Genomic DNA, 25,149 nt, shown 5'->3' with positions numbered 1-25,149 from the left:
TAGGTAAAGGTTAGTTAAAATCTCAAACCAACACCACCTTGTACTGAAACAGCTGTGGAACTACTATTACGGTAAGCGTCAAAGGCAATAATGGCGTTACCAAAAATTACTGCACTGCTATTGGGTATGGCATAGTCAATACCGGGTTGGAGGGCAAAACTGATTTTATTACCAACGGGGGAAGGGGTGTCACCACTGGTCAAAACCACACCTGCTCCTAAGTAAATATCAGTTTGCCAATTAATGGGAACGTCGTAGGAAACGGTGGGCACTACTGCTGTACCTTTACCAATTAGAGCTTGGGTGCGGAAGGAAACTGGAGCTTCTAATAACTTATATCGAAAGGCTAAGATTCCACCAACTTGACCGTTTTGGGTGTCCACCGTTGGTCCTACACCCACATAACTACCATAAGCTACTTGCGCTAGTGCGGGTTTTTGATTCATCAATAAGCTAAAAACCAACCCAATACCTAAAAGAGAAACTAAGCGTTGAGTACATTTCATAACAGTTTAACACTCCTTATAGTTATGGACAACGAGGATGAATTCCTCTATTGGTGCAAATGAAGGCTAATTGTTGAACATCTAAGTTTTTAGCATTGCTAAAATCTACACCCTGAACAATAGCTGCTTGGGAACCAAGATCTGAGGTTTCTACAAATCTATCTTTAGGATCCTGTTTACCAGGAAATAAGATCGCTCCCTGAAAATCCGTACCTTCCAAATTTGCCCCTCTTAAATCAGCACGACTAATATCAGCACTGCGTAGGTTTGTGTTAGTCATGTTAGCATAACGCAAAATAGCACCAGAAAGATTGGCAGCACTAAAATTAGCACTGTTTAAGTTGGCATGATTTAAATAAGATTCGGAGAGGTCTGCACCTTGCCAATTAGTTTTAGTTAAGTTGGCATGGGAAAGTTGGGATCCTATAGCAGAAACCCGAGCCAATTGAGCAGCATATAAATCGGCTTCTTGTAGCTGTGCACCGCTAATATCTGCTCCGGTGAGAACGGCATCTTGCAAGGTCGCTTGTTGTAGATCTGAACCTACAAGTTGGGCACTGCTAAGGTTGGCATCTATCAACTTGCTACTTGCTAGATTTGCTCTGTTTAACACCGAACGACTTAGATTTACACGACTCATTAAAACTCGACTGAGATTGGCGTTGGATAGATTGGATCTTTTTAGTTGGGCTTTACTCAAGTCGGCTATAATATCATCGTAGGTGTCCCAACGACCATCTTCTCCCACACTGCGAAAACGACTGCCTTTAAAACTAGATTGGTTAAGACTGGCAGATTTAAGTATCAACCCGGATAAATCTACATTTTCTAGCACTAATTGAAATTGAGAATTTTCTTCGGCATTTTGCGGACCTAATTGAATCCCTGTTAAGTCTAAGTCGTGAGTTTTGCCACTATAAATGGCTAATATTTTGTTGATGGTCTGTTGGTTGATGTTTAACAGTTGTTCCCCCACACTACCAGAAATAGCACCGGATTTGATTTCTTTGCCAATGAACTGGTTGACCCGTTTTAGTTCCGGTATGGATGTGATTCCTATATTGGATAATGCTTGTTGGATAGTATTCAATATGCTGGAATCGGTTTCTTTAGTCAGTAAATCTACTAGATACTTGATTGACTGGAGATCGTTAACTCCACCCATGGCAAGAATTGCTCGTTGGCGTTCCTCAATGCTAGTACCAGACTGGGGGTTAATTTGTTTGCTCAGTTCTAGGAAGTTTTGATTGTTTACCAGCTGGGTTTGTCTTTGATTGGCTTGGTTTTGAATATATATTTGTGTACCCACCAGGGTTGATAATAGGGCTATCATACCCGTTGCACCGGCTACAATCAAAGTCAGATTGGGGGGAAAGTTAAAGGTAAAATTGGTGATGGGGTGAGATGGGGAACTTTCTCTTAGTTGTTTACCAGGGATTGCTATATTAATATCTATGGTGTATGTATCAGCTAACTGATCATGGATGGCACGAGGGTGTTTGCGAGAATTAATACCTATACTTTCTGCTATTACCATTACTAGAACTAAAAATGTAAATAGTTCCAGGTTAGGAAAGGCAAAACTATAACGCCACAACACATAAGCTATACTCGCTGGAATACCCCAACGCCCTATTCCCTCACGAATGATAATGGCTTTAACACCGGGGGGTTTTCCTTCTTTGTTAACTACCTTGATTCCTAACTTCTTTTTGACAAGGGTGCTACCTGTTGTGGCTAATAAGTATAATTGCCAACCTGCAAGAGTAATAGGTGTTAACAACCCCATACTCCATAAAAAATTGGTGGGACTGGCTACATTGCGAATGCCATAATTAACTGGTAGGGCCAATGGCTGTGCGATCGCTCTTTCTATTCCTGCTAAAACTGGATTTAAAGGTGTTCTTTGTAAATCGGTTTGGGAATTAATATAAGCCCCAACACTAAAGGGAATCACTCCACTAGCTGTCACTAAGGTTATTTCTGCTAACCAAGCGAGCAAACGTCTTGCTGGTAGGGCTAGGGATTTGGTTTTTTGTGGTTGAGGAGACGGACTAGATTGATTATCCATTGACGAATTCGTATATAGTTGAACTATACTTGAAGTAAATAGGTTAAGGCTTATTGAATAAGTTTTTGTTAAGTAAAAACCTGTAACCAAGATATACTAACACCCCCAACACCACCAGACTGATAATGGAAATTAACAGTCTAAATACTGTTTGTAAGGTTAGAAAACATAATATGATGGTAATGGCAGCAACAGCGACCTTTTTCATACTAGATAAACTTTGAAACCAAGTTTGATATTGATTCCAATAGCTATTTACCTGATTAATAATGTTTTGACGCAGTTGTGTACCCTGTGGTCGATCAGAGTAAAATGAATTAATTTCCGATTTTAACTCTTGGATGCGACGTTTCCATTCTTCTTGTGGTTGAGAACTCATGATGTTTTATCATCGCCCCTGTAAATTTACATGTACATATAAATCTACAATTGAATAGGGGAGAAGGTCAACAAAATCTCACTCCATAGTCAGGATTTTCCATTTGTCCCGTGTTATATCAGGATAGTTCAATTAATAATGTACCTAAAACGGTAAAACCGGGAACAAAACTTGAGTAGTTTGGTCAAATTAATCAAAATTTCTATCCAAGTGTTTACGGATGCACAGGTGAAAATGAAAACACTAAAATTACTAACCTTTCTTACAGTTAACCTCCTCATAGGTTTGCCATGGAACCAGGGTGTGATAGCACAACAGGGAGTTATCGAGATTAAACAGGAACTTTCTCCGGATCCACTAGTTATTAGTGGTAATTCCCTAGCAAGAGTTAAAAGGGACTGTGGCCTTATTCCTAGCCAACCCAATCAAATTATTGTGGTCAAAGAACCCATACCCTATCTGAGACTGACACTAGAAGGGGAAGAAAAAGCCACATTACTAGTTGATGGTCCGGGTGGACGTTTCTGTATGTTACCAGACGGAAATCAACCAGAAATGACTGGATTTTGGTCTCCTGGAGAGTACAAGGTATATGTGGGAAATCTATCCAAAGGAAAATATGTCTATAGGGTTCATCTTTCTCGGTTCAAGAACTCGCCAAACCCTCAACCTTAACTGAAAGTTGGAAAAGACCTCCCAAACTTCAGTAAGATGGATAAAATGGGAGGAATCGCGAATTCAATAGAGTTTCACTCAGATTAAAAAGACTAATATGGAACTAGACAAATTAACCAGGTTTCAAGACTACGCTGAATTTATCCTTCGTAAAATTGACTCTGTACCTCTCCATCTGTCTGAGCAGGAAGATTGGATTCCCTCCCGTTTAGATGAATGTTTACTGCAGTTACGAGGTGCTGCTGAAAAAACAGTGGAAATGGCTAACTCTCCTGTGAAAATTGGTGTCATGGGCGAGTTTAGCAGTGGCAAAAGTTTGTTGTTGGGTAGTTTAATTGGTTATGCGGATGCTCTACCAGTTAGTGAAAATCCTACGACGGGAAATGTCACTGCTATTCATATTCAACTACAGGAGAATTTTAGTACTACTCAAGTAACTAGTTATAGTGTTGAGTATTTATCTCATGAGGGTGTGAACGAATGTTTACATTTTATGTTATCGGAAGCCAATCGCCGTGCGGTTGCTGCTGGGTTACCACCTTTACAGGTTGGTAAAATTAAAACTGGTAAGGATATTTCTTCCTGGTGTGAAGAAGCTTGGCAAAGCTCTAATAATTTGGAACTGCGCTATTTATTACGAGAGTTAGTATTATTTTTACGTTCTTATCAAGCTTATGGTGAATCTCTATGTGATAAAACCTATACTATTGATGCCAAAACTGCCAAAAATGGTCTACAGTTAGTTGAATTGCCTATGGCAATTCAAACGTTACGATTTGAGGATTTACCTCCAGCTCATATTAGATTGCCCAAAGCGCCACAAATTTTGCCATCCCAATTATTACAAAATAGTTTTCCCTTGATTCGGAGAGTGGATATTCAGGTGAAAATATCTAGGGAAATTTGGGATTTGACCGGAGCAGAAGAATTTGTTCTGTTGGATTTTCCTGGGTTGGGTGCAGCCAATTCCGGTGCTAGAGATACTTTTCTTTCTTTACGAGAATTAGCTCAGGTACAAACTATTTTGGTGCTATTAAATGGCAAATCCCCAGGGAGCGATCGCGCCAATAAGATATTTACGATGATGCAGCAACAGCGTCCAGGTCAAGATTTAAAGGATTTAATTTTGGTAGGGGTAGGACGTTTCGATCAATTACCTTTAGAGAATGAAGGGGGGGAAAGGATTTTAGACAGTCTAATTGCTGAAGAATACCATGATAAAGCTTTAGAAACTGAAGTAGTTTTAGAAAATTTAAAAATTTTGGAAACTATTATTGATAGTGGGAGAGCTTTTACCAGTGAAGATGACAGAATTGTTCTATTATCGCCATTGTTGGGGTTAGCGGAATTATCCAAACGTTCAACTAAGGTGAAAGCTGGTTCAGATGAATTTTTGGCAAATATAGATTATCCCGATTATCTGGAACGACCAAAAAAATTACAAGAAAAATGGGGGAGGTTAAGCCAGAAATTATTAAGCCAGGATTCCCGCAGTATTTTGGGTAGACAATTGGATTATTTTGCTCGGGATGGAGGTGTGAGCAAGTTAAGGGAATTGATTCAAAATCATGTGAATACCCATGGGTTAAAACAGTTATATGAAGATACTCGCAGAGGGGCGGATCTTATTCGTCAACAACAGGAACAATTGAAAGATATTGTGGCTGAAATTCAGGCCCAGGGCGTACCTGCTGCTGATAGTCAAGCCCTAGTTGATTTGCGATTGGCTATTGAGAGTTTGGATAAAGTCTACCGTAATTTTCGTAGGGATTTGGGTAAGGAACCTCTAAAAGATAGACGTGGTTTAGTAGTTAGTAGTCTTATCAAAGATGAATTAACTTATCAAATTCTCAGCTGGAATCAGTGGACTTTATTTTTTAATAAATTGCAAGGTGGTAGAATTGCCTTGGTAGAATCTAAAGGTGCGGCGGGGAAATTATTTGATCGTGCAGATCGTGGAACCAAGGTTAATAATACATTGCCCACGAAAAGTGATGATTTCTATCCCGTTTTTGCCCAAACTATTAAAGATATGGAAAAATTTGCTAGAGATTGTATTAGGCAATCTGTAATAGATTTATTGGTCAAATTAACTAATACCATCAATTTGGAGTCAGAAAAATTAGCGCTCAATCCCGAACTGGAAGAATTGATGGAAGATAAGTTTGGAGCAGAAGCAGCAGACCTATTCTATAGACTGTTGTTAGCATCAAAACCAAATCAATGGAAGGAGGCAATTATTGAGGAAATAGAGAATCAAGATAAACCCATAATACCGGAAAATATATTTCCCCTAGCCAAACAGGATGAGAAGCATGATACAGGACAAGTATTTGATTGGTCTGTGGAAAGAAGTCAATATTTGTCTAGCAGTACAAATCACCAAGTTTTTATTTTACGATTAAGAGATGAAATTATTACTAGTGCTAGTTTACATTTGATTCAATATGTGAGCGAAGTAAACCGACAGATAAATTTAGAATTGGAGGGAATCTTAGATCAAATCATCCCCAGTTTGCAAAACTTATTGAAAAAAGAAGAACTACTTAGATATATTGCTGCTGGAGACACAACCTTAGAATTGACCATACCTACCTGGTTGGAAATTCTTAGTGATATTGCATCTATTGACCAGCAACATATCTATGAGTACACTTAAAGTAGTTTTACCTGTAGTGACAATAAAAACCAATAACAAATAAACTATGAACAATTTTGAACTAGACACTTACCTTAACCGATTAAGTCAGAAACTAAGTGAAAAACTAAATGAAGACTCTAACAAGAGATTTCCAGGCTGGTTGGCAGTAGATTTTGGCACTTCTAACTCTACAGTAACGATGTTTGACCCTATTGAAGTACCAATTGCAGAAACCCTACCCAGAGAACAAGAAGTAAGACTGCGTCAGCGGTTAGGGGAATGGTTAAACTCACCTCCCCATTTAGCTCTACCAGATATTGGTGGGAACGAATGGGAAAAATTCCTGGTCAATCTGGGTAGGAATTTGGAAATTCCACCAGAAACAATAGGGGAAATTTTTGAAAACGACCATAAAGACAAATTTCTAGAAGCTCTTCGTCAAATTGAACTATGTTTGGGAAACAGTGAAAGATTTCGTCGCGCTGTCAGTAAAAAACTCTATCAAATATATCATGAGGTTTTTCGCGTTCCTACCCTAGAGTCGCAAAATTTGATTCCAGTGGTTTTGGATTTTAATAGAAGACAAACAGAAATTCCTAGTGAAATAGAAATCTGTAAAATACAACCATTGAAATTGCAAATGGGTAGAGCTGCAAGAGATAACCGCAAAAAGGCGATCGCCCAGGGTACAATTAATTCACTTAAAGATATTATTAGTAGATTTCATCATTCACCAAAAAGATATTTTGGGCAAAATCGGACTTTTCCTGTGGTGATAAATGAGGGAGAAAAAAATGATCTAGAAAATAATAACATTGAAGTTCACCAATTAATTCAAGCAGCGTGGGGACACCTAATTGAATTAACTGAAGACTATCGTCAACGTGCAGGTAGAAGATTTTCTCAAGGGGACTTTTTGACAGCGGTGGTCACCTATCCCACAGTTGCTCCTCCGGTGGTGCGAAAGGAGATTAAAGCACTAGTAGAGGAATTAGGGTTAGATGATGTGCAAACGGCCTATGACGAAGCTGTTTCCGTAGCCATATTCTTTTTATGGCGAGAATTTGGTGGTAATTTGAATATTGGTATTGAATCATTTAAAACCCGTTGTCGTCAGGAAAAAAATAACTGGTCCCAAAATGTTCTGGTATTGGACATTGGTGGGGGTACGACCGACCTAGCATTAATCAAACTCACCCTAGAAGATAAAACTCCTGTTTTTGCCAATAGTGAGGATAGAGGTTTGGGAGGACGTTATTATAAACTGACACCAAAATTATTGGGTTCTTCAGGACATTTACAATTAGGTGGGGAATTAATCACCTTACGAGTTTTTCGATTGTTAAAAATTGCCCTGGCTGATTTTTTATTAACAGCGGTTACCGATGGCGATATAACCAGTGATAAGCTAGAGGACTTAATTAATTCAGAACTCAACGAGCGCTTTTTACAAGAGAGCAAATTTAAAAGTGGCAGTTTATTAAAATGTGTGGACAAAGAGAATCCAGAAGGGGATGTTGCTTTCAAAGACGCTTTAGACACCGCTGAAAAAGTCTTACCAACTCGATGGCAACAAGCTCCTCAACGTCTCCAAACCTTCTATACTCTGTGGGAATATGCAGAATCCGCCAAATTAAAATTAGGGGAGAAAGGAGCTGAAGATAGTTTATTAACCTTTACCCTCAATGAGCAAGAAATTAGCGAGTTGCTTTTACAAAGTGGTGTGAAATTTCAACTGGTTGGTGCTGATTCTATTTACCTAACTATAAACGCCCAACAATTTCAACGTTGTGCTATTTCTAGTATTAGAGAAGCCATAGGAATCGCCAAAGGACTGATGGAAAGTCGTTTAAATGGAGATGAAAAGGTAGATTGGTTAATTCTCTCAGGTAAAACTTGTAATCTGGATTTGGTGAAAACCCAAATTTACCAAGAATTTAGCAAATCTCCCTACTTTATCTGGAATCCCGAACGGATTACTTTTGTCCTAGAATTTACTAAATTAGCAACTTCTGCTGGTGCTTGTTACGCGGAAAAATTAAGAAGGTTAAGATTTGATCCGGAAGCTTCTAAAAGTTTACTGCGCAAGGGAGCAAATCAGCTGGAAATAGATGTGAAAAATCTATTTTATTATTTACCCTGCAACTTCAAGCGCAAAACCCAAACTCAGGAATTATTATCTATTTTTAATGCTGGACAAGAACTCTATCAACTTATCCCTTGGGAAAGTGTCGCTAAAGTAAGAACAACTTGGCAAGGTATTCAATTAACTAATATCATCTATCGTCAAGATTACCAAGATGGGGAATTACGTCTTTGGGGTAGTTTTGATGGTAAAACTCTCATGGAAAATTTGAGGATGGAAGAAGCTGAATTTCTCAAAAAAATTCAAGTCCAATTTGAAATTGACCAAACTCTCCAATTTACTGTTTTACTCTGTCAAGGTAGTCCCCATTATTTAATAGATGTGCCAGGAATTGATATCAATTCTGTCATTGACTCCCATTCAACTGGTTCTGATATATTTGTTGATGGAAAATTAAAATGGAATATTGCCCTTATAGGCGATTATGACAATTTAAAAGATGGTGATATTGCTATCAATGTCCTAGAATCTGCTACAGTGGATCAACCGGATGCCTATCATTTAGTCTTTGCAGTTGACAACAGTCAAAATCAGATATTAGAAACGTTTCATTACTTACAAGATGGAAGCAAAGAAACTGGAAAGGGATTAATTAGTAGTCCTTTACCACCATTTCCCCAAAATGGTCAACATAATTTCTATATCTGTCAAACCGATAGTTTGACCAAAACTAAAAAATGGATCCGTATTGGATCCCTTAGCAAACCAGAAATCTCTACGGATTACCCTTGTCAATACTATGTCACCCTAGATAGTAAGGGAATATTAAGAATGCACCCAGGAGCAGTTCCCTATTGGATATCCCATAGTCTGGAATCTTTACAACAACCAGGATGTGTTTACTATAGTGAATTGGAATTACAACCCAATGAAATCGATAGGGAACGAGACCCATTTTGTGGTGTGCATTAAAACTATAACATTGACTTCTCCACATCAACAAAAGATTCAGTAGAGTATAGACATAATAACCATGATGAATTCCAAATTTCCAATCAAGCATATTAGTCCATTATGTACCGTGTTTGTACTGCTCACCGGTACTAACCTTATCACAGTCACCCCAGCACTAGGAATCTACCAGCACCAGATAATAGCAAAACAGCCAATTCAGGGCAAAAAATCCCAGGTTAATCCGGTTTTTCAACCAATTCTATCTAAATTAAAGAAAACCACCCAAATCAATATTCTATTACCAACCCATATTCCCATTGGGAAAAATGAGCCCCCACTTTACTCAATTGTGGAAACGGTAACCAAAAACAAATACCAAATCCTACTAGGATTCACTCCCGATTGTAGTGGGGGAACAGCTTGTCGTTTTGGTGCTATTAGTGCAGAGCTAGTTAGTAGTAATACCCCCAAACCTGTAGGAAAAGAAGTAAACCTAAACAATAACAAAAAAGCTTATTTTGAAGATTTTAAATGTGGTGCTAACTGCTCCGATGCTAACCTGACATGGAGAGAAAAAGGAGTGCAGTACACTATTGGATTAAAAGCGGGCAGTTTAAGCGATTTAGTAAAAATGGCAAACTCTGTAGTTTCAGCGAACAAGAGAATCCGTCCATAAGGACGGAGCTTGTCTCCCATTCTTTTGGTCAGCTTTCTTCCTCGTATTCCACCTGTTTTTCCTTAACCTTCTTGGGAATGTTCACCGGTTTAGGTACATCTAACCAAGCATCACCTTCTAAGTCCTCATCATCCTCATACTGTTGACCATAGGTTTTACTGTAAGGTTGGGATGTGGGTTTTGGACTAGCTGGTGTTTGATAGGCGTCTTTGTCAGTTGTTTCGCTCCAATTATCTTCTTCCTCCTCGTATTGTATAGACTCGTAGGCACGGGCTTGCATAACCTCGCGCTGAGGTCTGATTTCCTCTTCTACATAGTCTGGACTCCACTCTTCTTGTTCTCGCGCTATCGGTTGGGGAGTGCGAATCTTAGGTTTAGGTGGTTCCAACGGTACTCCACTAGGTAATTGGTTAGCAGGAGAAACAGCTCGCGGTGCAGAATAACCATATTCCTCCTCCGAGTCTCTTTCCCAGGGTGCTTTACCAATACCTAAACGTTCTAAAACTCCCACGCTCAACTGGTTAACTCTTTCTTCCGCACCCTCAAATACAATCAGTCTATTGGGCCCGGTGCTGACTACTTCATCTATAGAAATTTCGTAGGTACTTAACAGTTGTTCTGGAATTTGGGGTAATCCCAGGGAAGCGATAACTATAGAGGATATTTTACCACTTTCACCATTGAACTTAAAGCTTCTTACCCTACCTAATACTTCTCCAGTTTCTGTAATCACTTCCCAGTTAATCAAGTTACTGAGAGCTTCTACGTCAATCTCCTCAATGACATCTTCATTATCAACCAAAATCACATCACCGATCTGGTTGATACTACTGAGATACATTTGGCGAGGTAGACTAGAAATAGAAATCAGGCTATCTCGTAATCCAAAGGCCACAACCTCTCTTTGGTCAATGTCTACCCACACCTGACTCACGATACCTAACCTTTTGCCGTTATCGCGGGTGATGACTTGGGTATTTAATATATCGGAACGTCTAATTGTCTGTTCGGAGGTCATTCTATAAGTCGTCCTGATCTCGAATCCGGTTTATATATAAACCATTTTTAACAAAAAATCAACACAATAGACAGCTTTGGTCGCTGTAATTATTGAGCGATCGCCCTATACTGAGTCCCATCAACCACAAATAGCATATTATTAGCGACTAGTCTTGTCCGGTTGTAATTGGGAGAACAACTGTCTCCAGTTGAGAGAGACAACATTATTTTCGCCCTGTTTTACCTCAAAGGTAATATTTTTGGCTTGTGGTTGTTGTAATGATTGAAGGCAAATTTCTGCCACATCATCTCGACTAATTTTACCGCGAATATTATCACCCTGGTCTACTATTAATTCTTTTCCTCCCCTGTCTTCTGTTAAAGCACAGGGTCTAATAATTGTATAAGGTATTTGGCTGTCTCTTAAACTATCTTCTCCTTTTAACTTCCAGGTTAAAATTCCTCCTAATTGGTCATTTAATCTCACTGCGGGTGGCTCTTCTTCTAAATTAATTCCCGGTCTCCCTGGACGGGTTACACCTGCAGAACTAACCAATACGAATTGGGATACACCTTCACCACCATAGGCCTGAATGGATTCTAATTCTAGGGTAAATGCACCGGGGGTAAATTTAGGATTTAACCCACCATCATATTCAAACTTACTTAACATTAATTGCACGGAACAAATTTTACTTTCATCGATTTTGGGACAGTCTTTTACGGTTTTGGCCCTAAAAACCGGCACTAAATTGACAAAGGGAATGTTAACATCTATCCATGTATTTGCTATGGTATCGAAGGAGTAGCTATAACCTATGCCATCCCAGGTTGTTTCTGTTCTTAAAAGTATTTTATAACGTTGTCCATCACCTTTAACTCTTAATCTGATCCCCGTAAAACCGGATAGGTTAATTGCAGGGGAAAAGTTTTTAGTTCTTACGGAAGCAAAACCTCCCGAATTTGCCGTGGAAACATTGCCATTAAAGACTGCACTTTTCTCTAATATGTAAAAATTACTGGAACTAACTCCACCCATGACCACATCATCTAAGGCGCCCCAAATATTTTTGATATCTGATGATGGTTGAGTAAAATCAAAGATGATTTTTTCTCCGGTGGTTGGTAAATATCTTTTGGCAGCTAATATTAAATTTTTCACCCCTTTATATTCTACATTTTCTGGTGTGTCTCCTACTATTTCTGGTTGATAGAATTTCACCCCCTGATTATATTTTGCCCTATCTGGTGTGTCTCCCTCCACCGGTTGTACTCGCACTGCTGTACAGCAAACTACACCTTGAATATTACTCATAACTAAATCATTGAGACTTTCTGGTTTTGTAATATTTCCCACCACCAGATCTGCTTCATTGCCCAAAATTTCCCTTGCTTTCTCTATATCTCTGACCAAACAGCGTACCCTATAACCTTGGGTTAATAATTTTTTTACCACCCTTTTACCTACACCACCTGTTGCACCCGCTACCAAAATTACACCCATTTGTATTCTCCCTGTTGGTTGATCTTGTTGGTTTGTAGGACGATTTTGTAGAATGTTTTGTATCCAGTTCAGGAGGGGAAATACCTCAAAATAAGTAAGGGTTTTAAGGAATCTACACAAATCCCATTGATTAGATTTTTTGTCATTCATAATGATTAACAACTCTATTATCTGTATTATATACTTTATACCGTATCATACTACATGATCTTTCCGATGGCAACTTTAGATTACTCTTGCAGGAATCGGGCAATTTCTTCTCCCATATAAATAGTATAGATAGGACTACATCTATGAGCGATTGGGCAAAAATTCAATCTGACTATGAGGACTTTCATCAGCAATTTTCTAGCATCATAATTGCTACGGTTAGTGACCAGGGGATTCCTAATGCTAGCTATGCTCCCTTTGTTATGGATGAATTAAAAAACATTTACATATATGTAAGTGGTTTATCCATTCATACTATTAATATTGAGTCTCGTCCAGATGTGAGTGTTTTATTTATTGAGGATGAGGGTGAAAGTACTAATATTTTCGCCCGTCGGCGTTTAAATTTTGATTGTAGAGCCAGTTTACTGGAAAGAGAATCGAGCAAATGGCAAGAAATAGTCGATCAATTTCAGGCAAGATTTGGCACAATTATAGAGGTTTTGAAAGGATTGGCTGATTTTCGAGTTTTTCAGCTGACTCCAACGAGAGGAAGATTTGTAATTGGCTTTGGTGCAGCTTACCATATTCATGGTGAGAACCTGCATCAACTTGTACCTATTGGTCGATACTAATTTTGGGAGATAACGGTCTATGTTAGAATTCCATCCGTGTGGCTTTGGTAAAAAACAAGTTGACACCTCTTTGGGTAGTATGGTCTACTATACCCAGACCAGTGAACCCTGGGATATTGGGGGAATTGACAAATTACCACCCTTACTATTTTTGCACAACTTTGGCGGTGGTGCTTCTGCTTTTGAATGGTCTAAGGTTTATCCAGCTTTTGCCCATAAATATCGCATTTTGGCACCAGATTTAATTGGTTGGGGAGATTCCGATCATCCTGTCAGAGACTATCAAATAGTTGATTATTTGACCACCATTAGGGAGTTTATTCACCAGACTTGTGCGGATACTGTAACAGTAGTTGCTTCGTCTTTAACAGCAGCTTTGATGATTCGCATTGCCATTTCCGAACCACAAACCTTTGAGCAGTTATTTTTAGTTTGTCCTGCGGGTTTTAATGATTTTGGTCAAGGTGCGAGTAGGAGATTACCGCTTCCAGTGATTAACTTACCCTTTGTTGACAGTTTGATTTATGGGTTGGGCGCAGAAAATGAACTAGCTGTAACCAATTTTCTACAGAACTTCCTATTTGTCAAATCACAAAGATTGTCACAAGAGATAGTGCAGGCCTATTTAACTTCTGCACAAAAGAGAGATGGTAAATATTCAGCCTTGTCATTCTTGAAGGGGAATCTTTATTTTGATCTGAGTTTATATATTCCTCAATTACAAGTGCCTACCATATTTTTTTGGGGTGAACAGGCCCAGTTTACTAATGTTAGTTTAGGGAGGAGATTAGCCAGTTTAAATAAAATGGCAATTAAAGATTTTCAGCAGGTGCTTGATACAGGCATTTTACCCCATTTAGAAACCCCCGGAGTTTTTATTGGTTTATTATCTAAATATTTAGATTCTCAAAGGGTAGGATAGGGGTGGGCCGCAATTTACCACGGCCACAAGCTCATAAATTCCCGTCTAACCCAGTAACTCCAGATTAGCGAAAACAAATTCTTGAATTGACATACCTGCTGGGGTTTCTGTGCGGATTTCTCGACGGTTGAGAATGTAATAATTGCCTACTTTTTCATATTCATCCGTGAACTCACTACGACCACCTTTTTGCTCTCCAGTCTTGGGATCGTGATACACAGAATCATAAGTATGAGATAGATATCCCGCTTCCATTTCGTGAATACTGAAAGTGTTAATAGTCACAACAACTCCATGAATATGACGGTGAACAAGAGTAACTACATCATTGCGAACTTTATATTTATCACCAGCTGATTTTCCGCCAACAATAATTTCTACCGCACCACTGGAATCCTTCCCACCATAGGTAAAGGTATTTTCTCCATGTGTTTGGGCAAACGTGCGCCTTACGCGATGGACAGCAATTTCCCAAGTTTGACTGTCAATTGCCTTTTTGGCAGCTTCATCTTCTACTTGGGTAACTTCCCATTTGAAATTGGCATCAATACGAATTTTGCCAGTGAATTCCTGACCCTCATATTTATAAGTGATATCTGCTGTGTAACCGGGGAAATTTTCATCCCAGGTATAACGATTTTGATATGCAGCCCGGAAAAGTTCTTGGGCAGAGATTTGAGTGACTGTCATGATGCTTGTCCTCTGGCTGATAATAGCTTTTTGTGATTTATAATATTAGAATATAGTTAATCTTTAGGTTCGCATAGTCCCCAACTGGGTACTTTTATGGCTAAAACACTCCACTCTATTTTTGAAGCAATAGCCCATGTTGAAACTGAGCAGGAATTACAACAAGCTCTTATGGAAACTATCAGCTTACATTTTGGTGTGCACCATTGGGGTATTTCCTTTAGAGAACACCAGTTCTTGACGGGAATGGAAATTCCAGAAATTCCTGCGGTTTGTTTGGAGGCCAATCCTGTAGGAAGTTATGTTGTAGAACGTCATGCACCTACCCATGAACTGTTAGTCTTGGCTCCAGAAGACTGGAAAAATTTTTGTACTCGCCATGAACACGTGATGACAGGCCCCATAGTTTGTGATGGTAGACTGGTGGGAACTCTTAATTTTGCCCGAGATCCTGGTAGTCCTCCCTTTAACAATAATGATTTGGCTGATTTAAGTGCTTTATGTATCCATTTATCAGCAAAAATCGCCACTCTCCAAGCTAAGTGGAATATGGTTAAACCCATTACTGAATGTCCTCTAACTGCTAGGGAGTTAGAAATTGCCAAATTAGTTGCTCAGGGGTTAACAAATGGGGAAATTGCCAGCCAACTTTGGATTAGTCAAAACACGGTTAAGCAGTCACTTAAAAGAATGTTTAAAAAGTTGGGTGTTTCTGCTCGTGCTGAAATGGTGGCGAAACTACATTAAAAAGTTGGCAATCTTCTCTACTGCATTCTCCAATATATCCATTTCTTGCACTAATGCAAAACGTACATATCCTTCCCCACCTCGACCAAACCCTACCCCAGGAGCAACAGCTACCCCTGTTGCTTGTACTAATTCCGTACAAAATTTAATTGAATTGTTACTCCATCTGTTAGGTAGTTTTGCCCAAATATACATGGTGGCTTTTGGAATCTCTACTTCCCAGCCCTTATTATGTAGACTTTTGATAAATCCATCTCGCCTTTGCCGAAAAATGTCAACCGTTTTTTTAACACTTTCTTGGTCACCAGTTAAGGCGGCGATCGCTCCATTTAAAATGCCTAAATATTGATTGAAATCTATACTCGACTTTATTTGCTTTAAAGCTTGAATTAATTGAGCATTTCCAATGGCATAACCAATGCGGAAACCACCCATACTATAGGATTTAGATAAGGTAAAGAATTCTATACTGATGGTTTTCTCTGGATCTGCTTGGAAAATTGAAGGAGCTAAAGATTGGGAATCATTTGTTTCTCCCTGGGTAAAGACTAAATCCACATAGGGAAAATCATGTACTAGGACAATATTATGCTGTTGACAAAATTCCACAGCCTCCTTAAAAAAGGATAAAGGGGCGATCGCACCTGTGGGATTGTGAGGATAACTTAGAACCATCATTTTAGACTGACTGACAATTGCTGGGGGAATATCAGTTAGTACGGGTAAAAAGTTATTTGTTGGCGTTAATGGTATGGGATAGATTTGCCCACTAGCTAAATACACTCCACCCGCGTGGGAAGGATAACCCGGATCCAACAATAGGGCAAAATCTCCAGGATTAAGAATTGCTAGGGGTAAATGCGCAGTTCCTTCCTGGGAGCCAATTAATGGTAAAACCTCTGTTTCTGGGTCTATGGGAATACCAAACTTCTGTTCATACCACTCAGCTGCTACTTGACGGAATCTTTGAGTACCTTTAAACAGTAAATAACCGTGAGTTCCAGGATCATGCAGGGACTGGGCGATCGCCTGGATCACATGATTTTCTGCTGGTAAATCAGAAGATCCTAGGGATAAATCAATTAACTTTTGTCCCGCAGCTATAGCTAAAGACTTAGCTGTATCCATATCCGAAAATACATTAGACTGTAAAGGTTGTAAACGTTGTGCAAATCGGATTTTATTTTTGGACATGGCAATAACCGAACTAACAAAAAACAACGGAGCGGTTAATTATCTAAATTCTTATTCAACCAACCAAGAAGTTTTTCCTTCCCGATCACCCCCTCCGTAGAAGCTTTTAATTTTTTAGATGCAATCAGTCTCAATGCAGGTACACCTTCTACCTGATAGGTTTTGACGCTATCCGGATTTGGATCCACCTCCATCTTGACAATTTTCAGGCGATCGCTATATTTTTCCGCAGCTAGATTCATCAATCCAGTCATCAATTTACAAGGACCACACCAGGGAGCCCAAAAGTAGACTAATACTGGCTGATCAGCAGCTAGAACCTCCGATGCAAATTCAGCATCAGTGATAGTTATTACACCCTTACTCATAAAGTTCTCCATGCCATTATTTACAAGTTAACCTACGGACCAGTTTACTCTAAACTGGTCATTACTACCCGAAAAGTCAGATGGGGAAAGTCAATTATGTCAATTATAATTTATCCAGTTGTTTTCTCAGCTCTTCCAATTCAGCATCTACGGGTTCAGCGGATTTGCTTTGATCCTTTTGGGAACTACTGCTAGATTCAGCAGGAGGTAATTCTCCTTTAGGTGTAGGAGCTGGTGATAGTATACTGGCTTTCAAAGCTGCCAATTCATCATCAATATCACTACTACCTTCCAGACGAGCAAATTGACTATCTAAATCCGCACCCACTAATTCTGCTGTAGACTGGGCACGAGCCTCTTGCATGAGAACTTTCTCTTCCATTCGCTCAAAAGCAGCCATAGCACTATTACTATTCATATTAGTAACCATCGAGCCAATCTGTTCTTGAGCTTTAGCGGCAGTAATCCGCGCCCTGAGCATGTCCTTTTTGTTTTTGTACTCAGCAATTTTGCTTTCCAATTGGATCAGGTTTTTTTTAAGAGTGTCTACCTGATTAGTCTGCTGGTCTAAACTAGTTTTGAGAGCTATAGAGGTTTCATTAGCACTTTTCTTCCTTTCTAAAGCCTGACGTGCCAGGTTCTCATCTCCTTTTTGTACAGCCAACTGGGCATTGCGCTGCCACTTATTCACTTCACTAACAGCATCATTATATTGCTTTTCCGTGCGTTTTTGGGCAGCAATAGCTTGTGCCACCCCTTGACGAAGTTCCACCAGGTCTTCCTGCATTTCCAAGACGGCCTGTTCCAGCATTTTTTCTGGATCTTCCGCTTTATTGACTAAATCATTCAGATTGGCACTAACTACTCTTTTTAACCTATCAAATAATCCCATAATTTTTTCCTGCTTGTGTGTTTTTTATTTGGAAGACAATAGCTTGATCAACAAGTTTACAAAGCTGCTTTATTGAGGTCAAGAGCTTGTGTAAAAACGAATATCAACGTAACTCCAGTAAGGGAGAAAAGATTAATTTCGTAAGCGAGCCTTAATTCCCCTAGCCTCTAGTTGCTGTAACCTTTGTTTTGCTTCCTCTGGAGTTAGGAATGCGCCCAGATAGATGTACTTTTGATTAGGTGACAAATAAGCATCGGGGACAACCTCCTTAGCTGCACTCAAGATAGTATCACTCTCATTATCGGTTATCAGATAATAATAGGGATTATTGACCGCTTGTGCTGCTGCATTAGAACCCTCTCCTAGCTGTAAGTTTTGCCTGGGGACTTCCTGTTTGATTCGTCGTTTAATTCTTCCCTCACCAATACTAGCAAATTGGGTATTGGATCGGGGGGTGGATGGATTACTAGATGAAACTCCTAAGCCAGATCGAGAGGATGTATTTTGGCGGGTAGAATTTCTAATAGACCTAGATTGGAGAGAAACAGGAAGATTAGTGGATTTTGGAGGGGTTTTCACGCCAGAAACCTGGTTGACTGGGGAATCAGGTTGGCTCGGGGATGGTAATTGACCATTGTTTGCACTTTTTCTCTGGGACACCCTAGGAAGTTGAGGAACAGAAGTAAGTGATTGTGAACCAATTGAAGACTGATTGTTCACTGCAGGACTGTTTGTATTCTCAGAGGTGTTAGAGCTGGAAATCTCTGGATTAGTGTTAAATGGGTTAAACTTACTTAAACTCAATTTAGAAAGACTACGTAAATTAAATAGCACATAACCGAAACCTAAGCTGGTCAAGAGCATGAGAAAAATAGAAAAAACACCCAAGGGTGAGAGCAACCCACCCTTAGTGCGATTAGACTTCTTTTTATTGTTTTTATTGAAATTCTTTTTGTTTAACTTTTTTGGTGGAGCTTGGAAGGCTGATTCTTCCTCCAAAGATGGGGAATCGAAAATTTCTTGTTCTGGTGGAAAGCTTGTGGTTGTGTCCGTATAACTCCCACCTTGAGAATAAACTAGGGTGGAGTCTGGGGAAAAACGATTTGATAAAGGATCACCCTCTTCCCCGGATGGGACTTTTAACTCTACACTATTGGAGGTGATATATTTATCATCAACCGGTCGAGCACTATAACGGGTGCGTCTGTATCTAACCAATTCCTCATCTAGTCGCACCTCCAAGTTTTTGAGTGCTGTGGCCAGGATGGGATTAAGCCTGGAAGTCTTGGGGAATGGGTTATGAGAATTGATTCTGGTATTCTGACTCATTCGACACCACACCTTGAAATTTAGATTATGAAATTTACACTGGGATTTGTACCGTATAGTCAACTGTATCAGTAAAACGGGCAAAAAAATCGTCAAAAATCATAAAGCAAGATCTTTAATTCTAGATGTCGTTAAAATCCGTTAATCAAATTCTAGGGATTCTCCAAATAGAGTCCAGGTGTCAAGAAGAACCTTTGCTCAAGTTACTTAATTTTTGGCCGGAGGTTGTTGGTGTGAAAGTCTCTCGGGAAACTCGTCCCCTGTCCATACGGCGTCATGTTTTGTGGGTAGCAACTTCCAGTGCTGCTTGGTCACAAAATTTAACTTTTGGACGCTATGCCATCCTATTGAAGTTAAATCAGCGGTTAAGCCAATTGCAAATTCCTGCTTTAACAGATATTCGATTCTCAACTGCACAATGGAATGAAATAGCACAAAACCAAACACAAGAAACTGTCTGTGGACAAGAACATCCCAGCTATTTAGCACAGAGCAATAATATTAATTATACTAGTCAAATTGCTCAACCAGTGGTTTCAGTTAAAATGGTTTTTGAAAACTGGTTCAGGACTAAACAAGTCCAGGATAGTCATTTACCTTTGTGTCCCCAATGTCAGTGTCCATCCCCACCAGGGGAACTGGAACGCTGGACTATTTGTTCTCCCTGTGCTGCTAAGGTGATGGAGCGACTGTAGTTAAACTACAAAATGAGGAAATGCTATGGAATAAACTCTAAAGAAATATGAATATCTTTAAACTAATCAAGAAGTTTCATAGTTAAATATTTTATGATGACTATTAAAGATGTGCTTCCAACCAAGCAAGACCATTCATCTCTCTTAGTGCACAAAAATTGGAGGGAAAAACTAATGGGCAATAACTTAGCGGTAAAACTTCGCTCCGGTACTCAAAAAGCTCATACGGATGCAGAAAACGTGGGTTTTATGAAGTGTTTCGTCAAGGGGATTGTAGACAAAGAATGTTTGGGAAAATTTTTGGGCAATCTGTATTTTGTCTACGGTGAACTAGAAGCTGCAATTGCTAAACATCAACAACATCCTGTAATTAAGGTAATGTATTTTCCCCAACTAAATCGTCTTCCATCCTTAGAAAAAGATATGTTATTTTATTATGGTGATCTCTGGCCTAGTTACCTAAAACCATCCTTAGCTACTCAAAAATATGTTGCTCGTCTGCAACAACTTTCTACCCATCAACCTGCTCTACTATTAGGTCATGCCTATACCCGTTATATGGGTGATCTTTCCGGTGGACAAATGTTGCAGAAAATTGCTCAGTCAGCTTTACAACTCTCTGGTTATGAGGGAACTGAGTTTTATAATTTCGAGCAAATTCCCGATAAACAGGTTTTTAAAAACCAGTATCGCCAAGCATTAGATCTTGTACCGGTGGATGAGACAACTGCTGATCAAATTGTCGCTGAAGCTAATTATGCTTTCTATCTCAATATGGAGATAGTGAAAGAGTTGGAACCTATATTAATGACCAAGTTGGGTCAAGCTAACTATAATCAGCTAGTTTGATCTAAGTAGGGAGGCACAATTATTTGTAGGATGGGTTGGCGTTGGGTTTCGTTCCTCAACCCAACCTAAGTTCATGTTTAATTCCACTCACCCAATTAGCAACCCTTAACTTATGCGTAAATCCTTCTCCCACGCAAGAATAATTCAGAGGTTTTTATGGTTTTCGTTTTACCAGGTGTCAAATTTGATTTGGACTTGATTCAAAAATATGACACTCGCGCTCCTAGATACACTAGTTATCCACCCGCTACAGAATTATCTGAAACATTTACAACTCAAGACTGGGAAATGGCTATTTCTCATTCTAATCACCGTCATACCCCCCTGTCTTTATATTTCCACATTCCTTTCTGTCAAACTCCTTGCTATTTTTGCGGTTGTAATACGGTCATCTCTCATAACAAGAAGATTGCTGAACCTTATGTGAATAATTTAGCTCAGGAAATAAAAAACACTTCTCGTCTTATTGATACAAGTCGCCCTGTTCTTCAAATTCACTGGGGTGGAGGTACTCCCAATTATCTGGAAATACGTCAAGTCGAATTTCTATGGGAAACTATTAATCGCTATTTCTCTGTTGATGCAAATGCGGAAGTTTCTATTGAAATTAACCCCCGTTATATCAATAGAGACTATATTAACTCTCTGCGAAGTATTGGCTTTAATCGCATTAGCTTTGGTATCCAAGACTTTGACCCCCAAGTACAACTAGCAGTTAACCGAATTCAACCAGAAAAAATGCTGTTTGATGCTATGGACTGGATTAAACAAGCCAATTTTTCTAGTGTGAATGTGGATTTAATTTATGGTTTACCTTACCAAAATTTACAAGGTTTCCAAGAAACCCTCACCAAAACCATTGCTCTTGACCCAGACAGAATTGTTGTCTTTAATTTTGCCTATGTCCCCTGGATGAAACCAGTGCAAAAAAAAATTGACCCTACTACTCTACCCACCGCTCAAGAAAAACTAGACATCATGAAAATGACTATTGAGCAGTTGACTAGTCACCAATATCTGTTTATTGGTATGGACCATTTTGCTAAGCATAATGATGAATTGGCGATCGCTCAGGTTAATGGTACTTTAAAACGAAACTTCCAAGGTTATACCACCCATGCAGAAACTGAACTGTTTGGTTTTGGCATCACTGCTATCAGTATGCTAGATAATGCATATTCTCAAAACTATAAGGATTTGAAGCATTACTATCAATCTGTGGAAATGGGCGCAGTTCCCATCAGTAAGGGAATTCAATTAACTCCAGATGATATGATCAGACGGGATGTAATTATGTCTATTATGTCTCATTTCTGTCTACGCAAGTTGGAGATTGAAGCTAAATATCACATCAATTTTGATCAGTATTTCCATGAGGAACTCCTAGAATTAGGACGTCTAGAAAGGGATGGACTGGTAAATTTATTCGCTGATGAAATACAAGTCACGGATATTGGTAGATTGTTAGTGAGAAATATTGCTTGTCACTTTGACGCTTATAGTAAAATGAAGGAGTCTAAATTCTCCCGCACTATATAATTTACTATTTCAATGCGAATTAAAATTTGCGGTATCACTCAACCACAACAATCTTTGGCAATTACCCAACTGGGTGCAACTGCTTTAGGTTTTATTTGTGTACCTAGTTCACCCCGCTATGTCAGTATAGAACAGATTAACCTAGCTACTTCCCATATACCTGACCATATTGATAAAATTGGTGTGTTCGCAAACAGTACCATTTTTGAAATTACCAAAGTGGTCAGTTCATCAAGTTTAACCGGTGTACAATTACATGGGGACGAAACACCACTGTTCTGTGAGGAACTACGTCAAGTCCTGCCTAACATAGAACTAATTAAAGCCTTTAGGGTAAGGAGCTGGGAACAGCTAGAAACCACCCTCAACTACACCAGTGGTGTGGACACATTTCTATTGGATGCTTATCATCCCCAACAGTTGGGAGGAACAGGCAAAACTTTGGATTGGCAAGTCCTACAATCCTTCCGCCCCGCCCTTCCCTGGTTTTTGGCGGGAGGATTGACTCCAGATAATGTTCTTACCGCCCTTACTCAAATCCACCCAGATGGTATTGACCTCTCTAGTGGAGTAGAGCGATCGCCTGGGGACAAAGATCTAGACAAGGTGGCTCTTTTATTTTCTCGAATCAATCAACTTTAACAGGGCATTATGCGGATGGCGAGACTCGAACTCGCAAGGCAATGCCACACGCACCTCAAGCGTGCGCGTATACCAATTCCGCCACATCCGCACGATTGCCTAGAAACAAACTATAGCATAGTAAATTGACAATGGCAAATGTTTTTTGAAAAGTTTTGTAAACAAGTTCTGGCAAAGATTTTCTGGGATTTTCTTCTTCCCCGTGATCATAAAAATCATGGGAATTAATATAATATAACAGCGTCAATTCAAGCAGATGGGAGAAAATGTGAATCCACTGGTAGTAATATGGTAACTAAAAAATGAAGTTTGACAAGATTTTAATTGCCAATCGGGGGGAAATAGCCCTTCGTATTCTCCGGGCCTGTGAAGAAATGGGAATTTCCACAGTTGCTATTCACTCTACCGTTGACCGTAATGCTCTACACGTTCAATTGGCTGATGAAGCGGTTTGTATTGGTGAACCAGCTAGTGCTAAAAGTTACTTAAATATTCCCAACATTATTGCAGCAGCCTTAACCAGGGGTGCAACTGCTATTCACCCAGGTTATGGTTTTCTCGCAGAAAATGCCAGATTCGCGGAGATTTGTGCAGACCACCAAATTGCATTTATTGGCCCTACACCAGAAGCAATTCGCTTAATGGGGGATAAATCCACAGCCAAGGAAACCATGCAAAAGGCTGGAGTTCCCACAGTTCCCGGTAGTGATGGACTGGTGGAAACTGAAACCCAAGGACTGGCGATCGCTCACCAGATAGGTTACCCTGTGATGATCAAGGCCACTGCTGGAGGTGGTGGAAGGGGTATGCGTCTTGTGCGTAGTGAAGATGAGTTTATTAAGCTGTTCCATGCAGCTCAAGGAGAAGCTGGCGCCGCTTTTGGTAATGCTGGTGTCTATATAGAAAAATTTATCGAACGTCCCCGACACATCGAATTTCAAATCCTGGCGGATAACTATGGTAATGTCATCCATTTAGGAGAAAGGGACTGTTCTATTCAGCGTCGTAACCAAAAGTTATTAGAAGAAGCTCCTAGTCCTGCTCTAGATGAAGATCTACGTGAAAAAATGGGACATGCAGCTGTAAAAGCAGCACAGTTTATCAACTACACAGGTGCTGGAACCATTGAATTTCTCTTAGATAAGTCAGATCATTTCTACTTTATGGAAATGAACACCCGGATTCAAGTAGAACACCCAGTGACTGAAATGGTCACCGGTGTGGATCTTCTGGTGGAGCAAATTCGTATTGCTCAAGGTGAAAGACTCAAATTTGACCAGGATAAGGTCACCCTCCAAGGCCATGCTATCGAATGTCGCATCAATGCTGAAGACCCAGATCATGACTTTCGTCCATCACCTGGTAAAATCAGTGGTTACTTACCACCAGGAGGACCAGGGGTAAGAATTGATTCTCATGTTTACACAGATTACCAAATCCCTCCCTACTACGATTCCCTGATTGGTAAATTAATCGTCTGGGGACCTGATCGCCATACAGCTATTAATCGTATGAAACGGGCCCTAAGGGAATGTGCAATTACCGGATTACCTACAACCATTGGATTTCATCAAAGGATTATGGAACATCCACAGTTTTTACAAGGTCAGGTTTACACCAGTTTCATACAGGATATGAAACTTCCCTAGTTGTTGTTGATAGTAACTACCCATTTAATCGTGCCGCCATGGTCAGTAATCCTTGCTGACCTAGTAAAAACTCCCTTACCAAGCTGAAGATACCTACCCAAATAATGGGAGTGATATCCACACCACCAAGAGGTGGTACAATTCTTCTGAGTAGGATCAAAAAAGGTTCGGTTGGCCAGGCAATTAGACTAAACGGTAACTGTTTAAGACTCACCTGGGGATACCAAGTCAAAATGATCCGGAAAATAAATAAAAAGGTCATGACACCCAGAAGGGGTCCAACAGTCCAGGAGATCAGGTCAACACCACTCATAACACTAGTCATGACTATTAGTTAAATCCAATAGTACCACAATT

23 protein-coding genes and 1 tRNA gene are annotated in these 25,149 nt (G+C 39.7%); 12 read left to right on the top strand and 12 right to left on the bottom strand.

Annotated elements, in window-relative coordinates; translation table 11 throughout:
• Positions 1–14: 14 nt before the first annotated feature.
• The 3 genes from C6N34_RS01715 to C6N34_RS01705 are packed head-to-tail and all read right to left on the bottom strand — an operon-like array spanning position 15 to position 2,956.
• Positions 15–506, bottom strand: a complete 492-nt coding sequence (locus C6N34_RS01715; protein WP_071241923.1) for a hypothetical protein — start codon at positions 504–506, stop codon at positions 15–17.
• 22 nt (positions 507–528) lie between these two features.
• A complete protein-coding gene (locus C6N34_RS01710) occupies positions 529–2,577 on the bottom strand; it encodes a pentapeptide repeat-containing protein (protein WP_115538842.1) in 2,049 nt (682 codons plus the stop codon).
• 43 nt (positions 2,578–2,620) lie between these two features.
• Positions 2,621–2,956 (bottom strand): hypothetical protein, encoded by a 336-nt coding sequence (locus tag C6N34_RS01705; RefSeq protein WP_057177707.1) that lies wholly within the window; start codon positions 2,954–2,956, stop codon positions 2,621–2,623.
• Positions 2,957–3,190: 234 nt separating this feature from the next.
• On the opposite strand from C6N34_RS01705, the gene C6N34_RS01700 reads away from it, so the two are divergent.
• The 4 genes from C6N34_RS01700 (at position 3,191) to C6N34_RS01685 (ending at position 9,988) form a co-directional block, all read left to right on the top strand.
• A complete protein-coding gene (locus C6N34_RS01700) occupies positions 3,191–3,631 on the top strand; it encodes a hypothetical protein (protein WP_040007895.1) in 441 nt (146 codons plus the stop codon).
• Between the two features lie 97 nt (positions 3,632–3,728).
• A complete protein-coding gene (locus tag C6N34_RS01695) occupies positions 3,729–6,290 on the top strand; it encodes a dynamin family protein (RefSeq protein ID WP_115538843.1) in 2,562 nt (853 codons plus the stop codon).
• 46 nt (positions 6,291–6,336) lie between these two features.
• Positions 6,337–9,330, top strand: a complete 2,994-nt coding sequence (locus tag C6N34_RS01690) for an acetate and sugar kinases/Hsc70/actin family protein (protein ID WP_115538844.1) — start codon at positions 6,337–6,339, stop codon at positions 9,328–9,330.
• A 61-nt stretch (positions 9,331–9,391) separates the two neighbouring features.
• On the top strand, positions 9,392–9,988 hold the full coding sequence (locus C6N34_RS01685; RefSeq protein ID WP_100068117.1) for a hypothetical protein: 597 nt from the start codon (positions 9,392–9,394) through the stop codon (positions 9,986–9,988).
• Between the two features lie 28 nt (positions 9,989–10,016).
• On the opposite strand, the gene C6N34_RS01680 is transcribed toward C6N34_RS01685, so the two are convergent.
• Entirely contained in the window at positions 10,017–11,006 is a 990-nt protein-coding gene (locus C6N34_RS01680; RefSeq protein ID WP_057177711.1) for a PRC-barrel domain-containing protein, read from the bottom strand.
• Positions 11,007–11,147: 141 nt separating this feature from the next.
• Positions 11,148–12,641: a CIA30 family protein gene (locus C6N34_RS01675; protein ID WP_115538845.1), complete on the bottom strand. Its 1,494-nt coding sequence runs from the start codon at positions 12,639–12,641 to the stop codon at positions 11,148–11,150.
• A 143-nt stretch (positions 12,642–12,784) separates the two neighbouring features.
• Here C6N34_RS01675 and C6N34_RS01670 point away from each other — a divergent pair, with 143 nt between their 5' ends.
• Both C6N34_RS01670 and C6N34_RS01665 read left to right on the top strand, forming a co-directional pair.
• Complete coding sequence (locus tag C6N34_RS01670; protein WP_115538846.1) at positions 12,785–13,276, top strand: HugZ family pyridoxamine 5'-phosphate oxidase; 492 nt, start codon at positions 12,785–12,787, stop codon at positions 13,274–13,276.
• A 19-nt stretch (positions 13,277–13,295) separates the two neighbouring features.
• Positions 13,296–14,198 (top strand): alpha/beta fold hydrolase, encoded by a 903-nt coding sequence (locus C6N34_RS01665; protein ID WP_115538847.1) that lies wholly within the window; start codon positions 13,296–13,298, stop codon positions 14,196–14,198.
• A 45-nt stretch (positions 14,199–14,243) separates the two neighbouring features.
• On the opposite strand, the gene C6N34_RS01660 is transcribed toward C6N34_RS01665, so the two are convergent.
• On the bottom strand, positions 14,244–14,888 hold the full coding sequence (locus tag C6N34_RS01660) for a DUF3386 domain-containing protein (RefSeq protein WP_115538848.1): 645 nt from the start codon (positions 14,886–14,888) through the stop codon (positions 14,244–14,246).
• A gap of 96 nt (positions 14,889–14,984) precedes the next feature.
• On the opposite strand from C6N34_RS01660, the gene C6N34_RS01655 reads away from it, so the two are divergent.
• Positions 14,985–15,635, top strand: coding sequence for a helix-turn-helix transcriptional regulator (locus C6N34_RS01655; protein ID WP_006275715.1), 651 nt, complete (start codon positions 14,985–14,987; stop codon positions 15,633–15,635).
• On the opposite strand, the gene C6N34_RS01650 is transcribed toward C6N34_RS01655, so the two are convergent.
• The 4 genes from C6N34_RS01650 to C6N34_RS01635 all read right to left on the bottom strand — a co-directional run bounded on the left by C6N34_RS01650 (position 15,627) and on the right by C6N34_RS01635 (position 19,418).
• Positions 15,627–16,829 (bottom strand): LL-diaminopimelate aminotransferase, encoded by a 1,203-nt coding sequence (locus C6N34_RS01650; RefSeq protein WP_181407042.1) that lies wholly within the window; start codon positions 16,827–16,829, stop codon positions 15,627–15,629. The two genes, C6N34_RS01655 and C6N34_RS01650, sit on opposite strands and share 9 nt — an antisense overlap.
• Positions 16,830–16,864: 35 nt before the next feature.
• On the bottom strand, positions 16,865–17,197 hold the full coding sequence (locus C6N34_RS01645) for a thioredoxin family protein (protein WP_115538849.1): 333 nt from the start codon (positions 17,195–17,197) through the stop codon (positions 16,865–16,867).
• A 103-nt stretch (positions 17,198–17,300) separates the two neighbouring features.
• Positions 17,301–18,089 carry a PspA/IM30 family protein gene (locus C6N34_RS01640; RefSeq protein WP_057177716.1) on the bottom strand — a complete coding sequence of 263 codons (789 nt, stop codon included), beginning with the start codon at positions 18,087–18,089 and terminating at the stop codon, positions 17,301–17,303.
• A 132-nt stretch (positions 18,090–18,221) separates the two neighbouring features.
• Positions 18,222–19,418 (bottom strand): hypothetical protein, encoded by a 1,197-nt coding sequence (locus C6N34_RS01635; RefSeq protein WP_115538850.1) that lies wholly within the window; start codon positions 19,416–19,418, stop codon positions 18,222–18,224.
• Between the two features lie 125 nt (positions 19,419–19,543).
• Between C6N34_RS01635 and C6N34_RS01630 the strand changes: the two genes are divergently transcribed.
• The 4 genes from C6N34_RS01630 (at position 19,544) to C6N34_RS01615 (ending at position 23,143) form a co-directional block, all read left to right on the top strand.
• Complete coding sequence (locus tag C6N34_RS01630; RefSeq protein WP_057177718.1) at positions 19,544–20,113, top strand: DUF721 domain-containing protein; 570 nt, start codon at positions 19,544–19,546, stop codon at positions 20,111–20,113.
• A 174-nt stretch (positions 20,114–20,287) separates the two neighbouring features.
• Positions 20,288–20,962: a biliverdin-producing heme oxygenase gene (locus C6N34_RS01625; protein WP_115538906.1), complete on the top strand. Its 675-nt coding sequence runs from the start codon at positions 20,288–20,290 to the stop codon at positions 20,960–20,962.
• A gap of 156 nt (positions 20,963–21,118) precedes the next feature.
• The gene (hemN, locus tag C6N34_RS01620; protein ID WP_115538851.1) at positions 21,119–22,501 is read left to right on the top strand and encodes an oxygen-independent coproporphyrinogen III oxidase; all 1,383 of its coding nucleotides are present in this window, start codon (positions 21,119–21,121) and stop codon (positions 22,499–22,501) included.
• 12 nt (positions 22,502–22,513) lie between these two features.
• Positions 22,514–23,143 carry a phosphoribosylanthranilate isomerase gene (locus tag C6N34_RS01615; protein ID WP_057177720.1) on the top strand — a complete coding sequence of 210 codons (630 nt, stop codon included), beginning with the start codon at positions 22,514–22,516 and terminating at the stop codon, positions 23,141–23,143.
• Between the two features lie 10 nt (positions 23,144–23,153).
• Here C6N34_RS01615 and C6N34_RS01610 read toward each other — a convergent pair.
• A tRNA-Leu gene (locus tag C6N34_RS01610) sits at positions 23,154–23,234 on the bottom strand.
• A 211-nt stretch (positions 23,235–23,445) separates the two neighbouring features.
• Between C6N34_RS01610 and accC the strand changes: the two genes are divergently transcribed.
• On the top strand, positions 23,446–24,792 hold the full coding sequence (accC, locus tag C6N34_RS01605) for an acetyl-CoA carboxylase biotin carboxylase subunit (RefSeq protein ID WP_115538852.1): 1,347 nt from the start codon (positions 23,446–23,448) through the stop codon (positions 24,790–24,792).
• Between the two features lie 16 nt (positions 24,793–24,808).
• On the opposite strand, the gene C6N34_RS01600 is transcribed toward accC, so the two are convergent.
• The gene (locus C6N34_RS01600; RefSeq protein WP_057177819.1) at positions 24,809–25,105 is read right to left on the bottom strand and encodes a YggT family protein; all 297 of its coding nucleotides are present in this window, start codon (positions 25,103–25,105) and stop codon (positions 24,809–24,811) included.
• Between the last annotated feature and the right edge of the window lie 44 nt (positions 25,106–25,149).

This window comes from Cylindrospermopsis raciborskii Cr2010 (genome assembly GCF_003367075.2).
In the GTDB taxonomy this organism is placed as follows: domain Bacteria; phylum Cyanobacteriota; class Cyanobacteriia; order Cyanobacteriales; family Nostocaceae; genus Raphidiopsis; species Raphidiopsis raciborskii.
This window is presented reverse-complemented; position numbering and strand designations above follow the sequence as displayed.